Here is an 8,991-nt window from a genome sequence, read left to right as displayed (position 1 = left end):
GTTTTTATTAAATAAAAACAAGAAATTAGGAAGAATAAATAAGTCGACTTTGCGTCAGATCAGGACCTCCCGGAGCTAGTCTCCGGGAGTTTGGGTTATCCCAAAAAACAAACTCCCGGGGATGCACCTAGTCCCGGAACTCCCGCGGGGTCAAGAGCAAACCTAAAAGGGTAAAGAGATCTCGGTTTTTCTTCGGGATCTCTTTTTCCCAAACGTTGCGAATTTGGGGTTTGCGCAGCTATCCATTGCGTCAAACAGCTGTTGATGCGTCGGCGAAACGAGCATGCTCACTCCAGGACGCCCAGCCCTGAGCCCGCAATTTACACGCCGGACATTCTCCGCAACCGTATCCCCAAACATGACGATGCTGGTGATCACCCATGTAGCAGGTATGAGTTTCGTTTCGCACTAGTTCGACAAACGGATCGCCGCCGACATGCTCGGCAAGAGCCCACGTCTCAGCCTTGCTGAGCCGCATCAGAGGCGTTTCAATGATAAACGGCATATCAAGCCCGAGATCGAGCGTCACCTGGAGGCTTTTGAGCGTATTGTCGCGGCAGTCCGGATACCCCGAATAGTCCGTCTCACACATACCTCCCACGAGCACCCGAAGCCCCCGTCGATATGCGAGCGAAGCGGCAAGCGTAAAAAAGAGGAGATTTCGCCCAGGGACGAACGTATTAGGCAAACCTGACGCTTCAAAAGCAATGCGGCGCTCATCTGTGAGCGCACAGTCGGCAATTTCCCCCAACACCGGAAGCTTGAGGAGATGATCATCTCCGAGTCGTTCTCCCCATTGTGGCTTAAGCTGCGCCATTTTTTCGCGCACGCGAACGCGACACTCCAATTCCGCCTGATGCCGCTGTCCATAGTCAACACCAATCGTTTCCACTCGTCCAAAACGCTCGAGCGCCCAGCCGAGGCAGGTAGTCGAATCTTGCCCTCCCGAAAAAAGGACAAGGGCGGCCATTTCTCGGCCAACTGATGCATATTCAGTAAATTGCGTCATGGTATTTCAGATGATGATGGTGCCGTCAGCAATGCACGCACCTGCTCCCGAACACGCAGACATTCTGCGATGTGAGCATCTCCCAAGCGTACTACTGCCCAGAAAGAAAGCGCTGCAGCAGCGCCCTGACCGGCAATAGGCACCCACTTTGCTGCACGCCCCGCCGCCCAGCGAGCCCCAAGCTGTTTGACGGCTGTAAGCACCACTGCATTGGTCACATAGCGACCGGCAAAAACAGCACCCACTTGAGAAAGCGCCGAGAGCATAGCGATCCGCTCATCAGTATGCAGACGCTCGATCTGCCCCGGAGAAAGCGCAAAGCTGCGGTTGATTTGATTGAGCATATCGGCAAATGCAGCCAAATCCACAGCAATATCAAGTCCCGGTATCGGCAACACCGCCGCGGCCGCAGAGAGTGCCGCGCGCCGGCGAACCAGACGTCGAGCTTCACGAGCTCGTCGAGCAAGACTCAATGCAGTTTCAGCGGCAATATCACCGGAAGCAGCTGGCTTATTCATGCTGGGAAAAGGAATCAATCGCAAAAACTCTTGGCAGATCAGAGACCTGCCGTTCTTAAGGCTTAGGAAACAATCCGCAACCTATAATTCGCAAGCCTATAAAGAATAACCTTTTTCCGTCCCGGTGCCCCCCGGACTCGGGCTCTCACTTTTTAGTCTGCTCAGTCCCGCCCGTGACGGATGCCCCATTTGCAATGCAGCTTCTCGCCTTAGGTCTCAACCACACGACCGCTCCGCTTGCCGTGCGCGAACGCGTCGCCTTCAGTCCGGATGAAATCACCGATACTATCGCGCATCTGCTTGAGCGATGCGGCGCAGCGTCCCAGGGCGGCATCCATGAGGCTGCGGTGCTCTCGACCTGCAACCGCACTGAACTCTACACGGCCTGTGAGGATCCCGCCGCAGCTCGTGCCTCAGTGCTCTCATACATCGCTAACAAAAAAGGGGTTCCGCTCTCGGAACTCGAACCGCATATCTACGCTTTCGAACAGGAAGAAGCTGCCCGCCACACTTTCCGCGTCGCCTCGGGCCTTGATTCGATGGTGCTTGGCGAAACTCAGATCGTCGGCCAAATGAAGAAGGCCGAGAAGCTCGCACACGATTGCCGCGGACTCGGAGTGATGCTCAACCACCTTTTTCAGTCGACGTTCACCGTCGCTAAAGAGGTTCGCACGGCAACTGCCATTGGCGCCAACTCCGTTAGTCTTGCCGCGGCAGCCGTTCGTTTAGCGCTCCGTCTTTATGGCAATCTCAAGGATGAAAACGTTCTCTTTGTCGGTGCCGGCGAAATGATTGAACTCTGTGCGGCGCATTTTGCCGCTCAGTCTCCAAAGAGCATTACGATTGCCAACCGCACAATGGAAAAAGGGCAGACGCTGGCGCGGACCGTCCATGCCGAAGCCATTCGTTTGGCAGACCTCCCGGAAACTATCGGCCGCTACGATATTGTCATTTCCTGTACAGCCTCGGCGCTGCCGATCATTGGTTTGGGCATGATCGAACGAGCCATTGCAGAACGCCGTCACCGTCCGATGTTCATCGTTGACCTTGCCGTGCCCCGTGACGTTGAACCTGAAGTTGATCGTTTGGACGACGTTTATGTCTATACCGTCGACGACCTCGGCAAAGTCGTGAGCGAAGGCAAACAGTCACGTCAAGCTGCTATCAGTCAGGCTGAAACCATTATCAGCCTGCGCGTAGGCGACTTCGTCGACTGGCTGCGCCTACGTGCAGCTGTACCGACCATTCAGTCACTGCGTGACAGAGCAAATTTCATCCGCGATGATGAACTCTCGAGGGCACTGCGTCACCTGCATCATGGCGACAAACCTGAAGAAGTGCTTGAAATGCTCGCCCATGGGCTCACCAATAAACTTCTCCATGATCCAACCATTCTGCTGCGCAACGGAGAAGGTCTTTCAAACGATGACCGTGATCTGGTAGGCCGCATGCTCGACCGCTTCTATCGACGTCACGATCGATAAAAATTACTAATTCCTAACGCAAACGGGATCCATGCACAACGCAAGGATCCCGTTTGCTTATGAATACCTTCCGGCACGGACGGACTGCACAAAACCCGCTATCCTCTAATGCTTATCCCAGCAGTCATGTATTCCTGCTGCCTTTTGCAAAAACAACACTCAAATGCTTACCGACAACGTCCGCTCGAAACTCTCTGCGCTCTCGCGCAGACTTGAAGAAATCGACCGCATGCTTGCCGCGCCGGAAACGGCCGCCGACATGAATCTCTTTCGTGATCTTTCGCGTGAACGCGGCGAAATTGAACCTATTGTCGGCCGTCTCCATGCTTATGAACGTGCTGAAAGCGATCTTGCAGCCGCACAGGAACTGGCTGCTGATCCGGAGATGAAGGCATTTGCTGCGGAGGAAAGTGCTGCGGCAACTCATGAATTGGAACGAATTGAGCAGGAACTTCGTATAGCGCTTCTGCCCAAAGATCCCAACGATGACCGCAACATTTTTTTGGAAATTCGCGCCGGCACGGGCGGAGACGAATCAGCACTCTTTGCGGGTGACCTGCTGCGCATGTATCTGCGCTATGCCGAAGGGCACGGTTGGCAAACGGAAATCGTCTCCAAGAACGAAAGCGAGCTGGGCGGATACAAAGAAGTTATCGTGCGCATTATCGGCCGAGGCGCTTATTCAAAACTCAAATTCGAGTCTGGCGGCCATCGCGTGCAGCGCGTCCCGGCTACTGAGTCGCAAGGGCGTATTCACACTTCAGCCTGCACAGTAGCGGTACTTCCTGAACTCGATGAAATCGAAGAAGTTAAGCTTAACCCCGCTGATCTCCGCATTGATGTCTTCCGTGCTTCCGGCGCAGGCGGTCAGCATATTCAAAAAACCGACTCAGCTGTTCGTATTACACACCTTCCTACCGGCATGGTAGTGGAGTGTCAGGACGAACGCAGTCAAACGCAAAATAAAGCACGCGCAATGGCAGTGCTGGCAAGCCGCCTCTATGCACAGCAGGTAGCTGAACAACACGAAAGAGAAGCAAGTGAACGCAAAAATCTCATCGGTTCGGGAGACCGATCAGAGCGGATTCGAACCTACAACTATCCGCAAGGCCGCGTTACCGATCATCGCATTAACCTCACCCTCTATCGACTCGAAGCGATCATGAACGGCGATCTCGAAGAAATCATTACAGCGCTCACCACCGAACATCAGGCTGCAGCACTCGCCGAGCTTGCCTAAACTGACTTAATCACTATTCGAGGAGACGCATAGACCATGGCTGACGTGCAAATCGGCCCCAGCATCCGCGCCCAACTCGGTAAAGCTTCCCCCGTCATTGGTCGATTCGAGGCAATGATTCTGCTTGGCTTTGTCATTGGCAAACCTCGCGAATATCTGATAGCCCATGACGAAGCAGAACTCACTGAGGACCAAATTCTTCAATTCGACATGCTCGTAGACATGCGTGCCGCGGGAACACCCGTACCGTATCTCACAGGGAGTCAGGAGTTTTTTGGTCGTCACTTCCATGTCACAGATGCCGTGCTCATACCGCGCCCGGACACGGAGGTTCTCGTCGAACAGGCGCTTCTTGTTGTGGCCGGAAATCCAAAAGTGCTTGACCTAGGTACTGGAAGCGGCTGCATTGGCATTACGTTGGCTTTGGAAATCCCAGGCGCCCAAGTGACTGCCACAGATGCATCAGAGGCTGCGCTTGAAATTGCGCGCGGCAATGCCGCCGAACTTGCTGCCAAGGTAGAGTTTCGCGAAGGATTTTGGTGGGATGCACTTGTACCGAACAGTCAGTTTGACCTTATCGTCAGCAATCCGCCATACATTCGCCCAGATGACGATCATCTGCGCAATCTCGAGTATGAACCGCTTCAGGCCTTGACCGACGGTATTAATGGACTCGAATGTCTGCAGGCAATTGCAGACGGTGCCATTGCCCATCTGACTCCGGGCGGATGGCTTCTTCTTGAGCATGGCTATGACCAGGGTGCTGAAGTTCGAGCAATGCTCGAACAGGCTGGATTCGCTGCGGTCCGCACTAAAAAAGACTATGGCGGCAATGATCGCGTAACGATGGGAAGACGGGCAAAGTAGCCGCCTTTTTCGTCAAGCTTGCAGCGTATGCCTCAATTGCAAGTTCCAAACCTTGCCCCCAGAGAGTGAGATGACTTTCTGGGGATTTCCATATCCAAAATGATCTTGGCAAATCAAGTCTGGACGTTGCCTGCACAGGGGGCACGCTCCCGTACTCCGGCGAACCACTCAGGCGTCAGATTTTAGATAACCATATGAAATATAAAAAATCCCGAACCGCTAAAAACGGCTCGGGACTGAAATTTGGTGCCCCTTAACTGACTCGAACAGTTGACCTACCGCTTACAAGGCGGTTGCTCTACCAACTGAGCTAAAGAGGCGAAAGAGTGCGGATTATACCGAAATTTATTACTTAATGCGCATCGGGCGATGAGGCTGTGGCGCAGAAACTGTTTCTGCAGGCTTTTCCTCACCAAGAATTTCCGCGCGCAAATCCGGATGCGTGGGTTTCACCATGAAGGAAGCACCTTCTTCCGGCGTTTCCGCCGGGGCCGCATGCACAATTCGATTAAGCGGAACGACCACCTGCATCGGCTCGACTGAATCACCAAATCGAGCTTCAAAGGTGAGGAGCTCATCAGTAAGTTCAAGTCCTCGCACGGCCTCATCGTCCACATCCAGAATGATCATGCCTTCTGTCACATATTCGAACGGCACTAAGCAGGCGTCATCAACGTCTACCCAGATGTACGGGCGAAGGAAGTGCTCAGCGCAATATTCGCGGACGGATTCGATGAGTTTGGCACGAATCGAACGAAGTGGCTGGGTCATGAAAAATCTCGCTCTCAAGAAAAAGGGGATACGTCCGGGGGGAGCTCACACTCCCGCCCCAAACGTTACTGGCGCATCGAACGCTCAGCAGGCGTCATCGAATCGATAAAGGACTGACGAGCGAAAAGGCGCTGCGCATAAATTTCAAGCTTAGCCGCCGTAGACGGAAGCTCAATGCCCCAGAAAGGCACACGCCACAGAATCGGAGCAAGCACCACATCAACCATTCCGAATTCGTCGGAAAGGAGGAACTTCGTATCGCCCACTCGATAGGCAAGAACGCCCAGACTTTCGCTCAGGCGCTTGCGAGCATGTGCTTTTTTCTCAGCAGGTGCCGCCGAATTTTCCAGTGTACGCACATGCGGGAAAAGTTCACGGGCAAGTACGTGCAAAAAGAGTCGTGTGCGAGCACGTCCAACCGGATCCGACGGCATCAATTGCGGATGCGGGAATCGCTCGTCAATGTATTCGTTGACGACATAGACGTCGTAAAGGAAAAGATCGCGCTCCGTAAGAACCGGAAGCTCCCCATAGGGACTCATCTTCACAACGGCAAGATCGGCCTCACTGGGCCCAACGCCCTCGTAATCGATGGACTTGATTTCAAATTCGCATCCCTTCTCATTGAGAACGATGCGGCTCATGTGGGAGAACGGGCAGCTCGGGCCCGAGTAAAGAATCATCATGGAGTGAGCGTAGCCTTCTGTGACGGGTCCATTTGCACTGCATGCGCAGTGAATTGCCCGTGACGTCTGAGTGGAACACTGGGGCGACCAGAGAAAAAATCCGCCCCAGCACAAGCCGGTATGGCGGAGACGCGTCAGTGACAATTTAGAATTTTACATCAGCGTCAGTATGTTACATTTAATAAAAACAGCAAGAATCCTGTTTTTTACTCTGCGAGAATCAATTCAGTGTTTGTTTCAATATGTTTTGCGACTTAATAAGCCGCACTATTGTCAAACAGGATTATCCTGCGGCACATATTCAATCTCAAGGTCAGGGAAAACCTTCTGCAAGTGACGTCCTAATGCTTGAATACCGAACTGCTCTGTTGCCGTATGGCCGGCAGCTAGATATGGAACGCCCGATTCTATGGCCTCAAAAGTGGTATGTTCACGAATTTCTCCGGAAAGGTAGAGATCACACCCTAAGGCGGCAGCAGCCGCGAGTTCATCTTGGGCAGCGCCAGAGCACCATCCGATGCGCCTGACAATTTTTTGCGCATCGCCAACAAGAAGCGGGGCTCGACCAAGCGCTGCATTAACTCGTTGGGCAAAATCGGCTGCCAGCATCGCTCCCGAAATGATCTCTCCAACATGTAGGAGTCCATACTCACCATGACGGCTTTCAATCGTAAGACCGAGTACGCGAGCGAGTTCTGCGTTGTTGCCGACCGTTTCATGCGCATCAAGCGGCAGGTGATATCCCACAAGATGCATGCCGGACTGCATCAAATGTCTGATTCGACAACCCTTAACACCAGCAATTCGTGGTGACTCACCCTTCCAAAACCAACCGTGGTGTACCAACACCACATCGGCGCCACGGCGTGCAGCTTCATCAATAAGCCCTAACGAAGCAGAAACACCGAGCACGATGTGTTTAACCTCCCGAGTACCCTCAACTTGCAGGCCGTTCGGGGCATAATCATGAAACTCTCCAGCACGCAGATACGTGTCAAGATATTCCGTTAATTCCTGAATCCGCATCTCATCTCCTCAGTCGTCATTTTTAAAAAATGGCCATCCCTGCTCAAGAAGCATCCGTCACACAGTCGACAAAGCAGAATCATCCCGGTACTCTCCGCCGCCTTTGGCTCCTTTTTGCCCAAACAGCAACGGTTATTATGGGGGTCGCCCTAGGCCTCAAAGCCGCCGGTATTCTGCCCGATGACGCTTCACAAAAAGTGGATCCGCTTTTCCTGGAGCTCTCAGCTATCAGTCGCCAAAGTGACTTCAGCGGTGCCGTCGAACGCGCTGCGCCCTCTGTGGTGAACATCTTCACACGGAAGTCCGCAGCTGCGCATTCATCCGATGCAATCGGCGTCAACTGGGACGGCGATCCCGAGACGCACATGAAAGCACTGGGCAGCGGCGTTATTGTCTCCGAGCATGGGGACATTTTGACAAATTACCACGTGGTTGACGGCATCTCCAATTTGAGCGTAGCACTGGCCGACGGCCGTACATTTGAGGCCAAACTGCGGGGCAAAGACGTAGAGACTGATCTCGCGCTTTTGCAAGTGAAAGCTGAAGGACTGACCGCCGCCGTTTTGGGCGACGCATCCAAGCTCAAGGTCGGCCAGACTGTTCTTGCCATAGGCAATCCCTTCGACGTCGGTCAAACCGTCACAGCCGGAATCATCTCCGCGCTTGGGCGCCATGGCTTTGGGCTCAACAGCTATGAAGACTTCATTCAAACCGATGCTGCAATCAATCAAGGCAATTCGGGAGGGGCTCTGATCAACCTTCAGGGCGAACTTATCGGCATCAACAGCGCGATATTTTCACCTGACCGAACAGAAGCTTTTGTAGGTATTGGCTTTGCCATTCCGAGCTCTATCATCAACAACGTGCTGCCGGCACTGCTCGCAGGCCGCAATATTGAACGAGGATACCTCGGTCTCGTTCCTCGGCAACTCTCCCAAGAACTCGCTCAGGACTTAAGCCTCGGCGTTAGCTCAGGCGTGTTGATCAAACGGGTTTTGCCCAACTCTCCCGCTGCCCACGCAGATCTTCGCAGCTTTGACGTCATCCTTGAAGTAAGCGGCACCCCCGTGCGCCGAGCCAATCAGCTGCTGCAGATCATCGCAAGGCTAAAGCCCGGCACCCCCGTTGAGGTGAAGATACTTCGTTCGGGGCGAGTGCTCACCAAACGTATCCTCCCGACTAAGCGGCCACGAGGCTCTTTAGAAAAAGAGGCGCTGGTGCCGCCGCCGACGATTGAAGGCGTCGACATGTCTGGGTCTTGAGTGAATCGGGTAGAGAGCGGATTTGCACCTCGTTCCCTCCCACACCACCGGACGTGCCGTTCGGCATCCGGCGGTTTCTAAAGTTAGGTTGTGGATTCAGTGGTCAGGCCTTTGACAAGAGACTGTAA

General features: G+C 53.6%; 9 protein-coding genes and 1 tRNA gene. 4 read left to right on the top strand and 6 right to left on the bottom strand.

What is annotated here, in order from left to right; genetic code table 11:
• Positions 1 to 250 precede the first annotated feature (250 nt).
• Both queC and DES29_RS12000 read right to left on the bottom strand, forming a co-directional pair.
• Complete coding sequence (gene queC, locus DES29_RS12005; RefSeq protein ID WP_021995171.1) at positions 251 to 1,009, bottom strand: 7-cyano-7-deazaguanine synthase QueC; 759 nt, start codon at positions 1,007 to 1,009, stop codon at positions 251 to 253.
• A complete protein-coding gene (locus DES29_RS12000; protein ID WP_016475379.1) occupies positions 1,006 to 1,527 on the bottom strand; it encodes a DUF697 domain-containing protein in 522 nt (173 codons plus the stop codon). The genes queC and DES29_RS12000 overlap by 4 nt, the downstream gene beginning before the upstream one ends.
• 194 nt (positions 1,528 to 1,721) lie before the next feature.
• Here DES29_RS12000 and hemA point away from each other — a divergent pair, with 194 nt between their 5' ends.
• The 3 genes from hemA (at position 1,722) to prmC (ending at position 5,118) form a co-directional block, all read left to right on the top strand.
• On the top strand, positions 1,722 to 3,011 hold the full coding sequence (gene hemA, locus DES29_RS11995; RefSeq protein WP_021995170.1) for a glutamyl-tRNA reductase: 1,290 nt from the start codon (positions 1,722 to 1,724) through the stop codon (positions 3,009 to 3,011).
• Between the two features lie 163 nt (positions 3,012 to 3,174).
• On the top strand, positions 3,175 to 4,251 hold the full coding sequence (gene prfA, locus DES29_RS11990) for a peptide chain release factor 1 (protein WP_005431700.1): 1,077 nt from the start codon (positions 3,175 to 3,177) through the stop codon (positions 4,249 to 4,251).
• A 36-nt stretch (positions 4,252 to 4,287) separates the two neighbouring features.
• Positions 4,288 to 5,118, top strand: a complete 831-nt coding sequence (prmC, locus tag DES29_RS11985) for a peptide chain release factor N(5)-glutamine methyltransferase (RefSeq protein ID WP_016475377.1) — start codon at positions 4,288 to 4,290, stop codon at positions 5,116 to 5,118.
• Between the two features lie 244 nt (positions 5,119 to 5,362).
• Here the strand turns inward: prmC and DES29_RS11980 are convergent.
• From DES29_RS11980 to DES29_RS11965, 4 genes are all read right to left on the bottom strand, one after another.
• Positions 5,363 to 5,438, bottom strand: a tRNA-Thr gene (locus tag DES29_RS11980).
• A gap of 28 nt (positions 5,439 to 5,466) precedes the next feature.
• Positions 5,467 to 5,889, bottom strand: a complete 423-nt coding sequence (locus DES29_RS11975; protein ID WP_005431684.1) for a ClpXP protease specificity-enhancing factor SspB — start codon at positions 5,887 to 5,889, stop codon at positions 5,467 to 5,469.
• Positions 5,890 to 5,954: 65 nt separating this feature from the next.
• Positions 5,955 to 6,575: a glutathione S-transferase N-terminal domain-containing protein gene (locus DES29_RS11970; RefSeq protein WP_005431676.1), complete on the bottom strand. Its 621-nt coding sequence runs from the start codon at positions 6,573 to 6,575 to the stop codon at positions 5,955 to 5,957.
• A gap of 273 nt (positions 6,576 to 6,848) precedes the next feature.
• Positions 6,849 to 7,601 (bottom strand): Nif3-like dinuclear metal center hexameric protein, encoded by a 753-nt coding sequence (locus DES29_RS11965; RefSeq protein WP_021995169.1) that lies wholly within the window; start codon positions 7,599 to 7,601, stop codon positions 6,849 to 6,851.
• Between the two features lie 29 nt (positions 7,602 to 7,630).
• Between DES29_RS11965 and DES29_RS11960 the strand changes: the two genes are divergently transcribed.
• A complete protein-coding gene (locus DES29_RS11960; protein ID WP_005431673.1) occupies positions 7,631 to 8,863 on the top strand; it encodes a S1C family serine protease in 1,233 nt (410 codons plus the stop codon).
• The last annotated feature ends 128 nt before the right edge of the window (positions 8,864 to 8,991 follow it).

The organism is Sutterella wadsworthensis, from assembly GCF_003315195.1.
Classification (GTDB): domain Bacteria; phylum Pseudomonadota; class Gammaproteobacteria; order Burkholderiales; family Burkholderiaceae_F; genus Sutterella; species Sutterella wadsworthensis.
This window is presented reverse-complemented; position numbering and strand designations above follow the sequence as displayed.

Coding starts and splice junctions, on each gene's coding strand:
- DES29_RS11970 (WP_005431676.1), bottom strand. CDS start 6,575: ATGATGATTCTTTACTCGGGCCCGAGCTGCCCGTTCTCCCACATGAGC.
- DES29_RS11965 (WP_021995169.1), bottom strand. CDS start 7,601: ATGCGGATTCAGGAATTAACGGAATATCTTGACACGTATCTGCGTGCT.
- hemA (WP_021995170.1), top strand. CDS start 1,722: ATGCAGCTTCTCGCCTTAGGTCTCAACCACACGACCGCTCCGCTTGCC.
- prmC (WP_016475377.1), top strand. CDS start 4,288: ATGGCTGACGTGCAAATCGGCCCCAGCATCCGCGCCCAACTCGGTAAA.
- DES29_RS12000 (WP_016475379.1), bottom strand. CDS start 1,527: ATGAATAAGCCAGCTGCTTCCGGTGATATTGCCGCTGAAACTGCATTG.
- DES29_RS11975 (WP_005431684.1), bottom strand. CDS start 5,889: ATGACCCAGCCACTTCGTTCGATTCGTGCCAAACTCATCGAATCCGTC.
- DES29_RS11960 (WP_005431673.1), top strand. CDS start 7,631: ATGGCCATCCCTGCTCAAGAAGCATCCGTCACACAGTCGACAAAGCAG.
- prfA (WP_005431700.1), top strand. CDS start 3,175: ATGCTTACCGACAACGTCCGCTCGAAACTCTCTGCGCTCTCGCGCAGA.
- queC (WP_021995171.1), bottom strand. CDS start 1,009: ATGACGCAATTTACTGAATATGCATCAGTTGGCCGAGAAATGGCCGCC.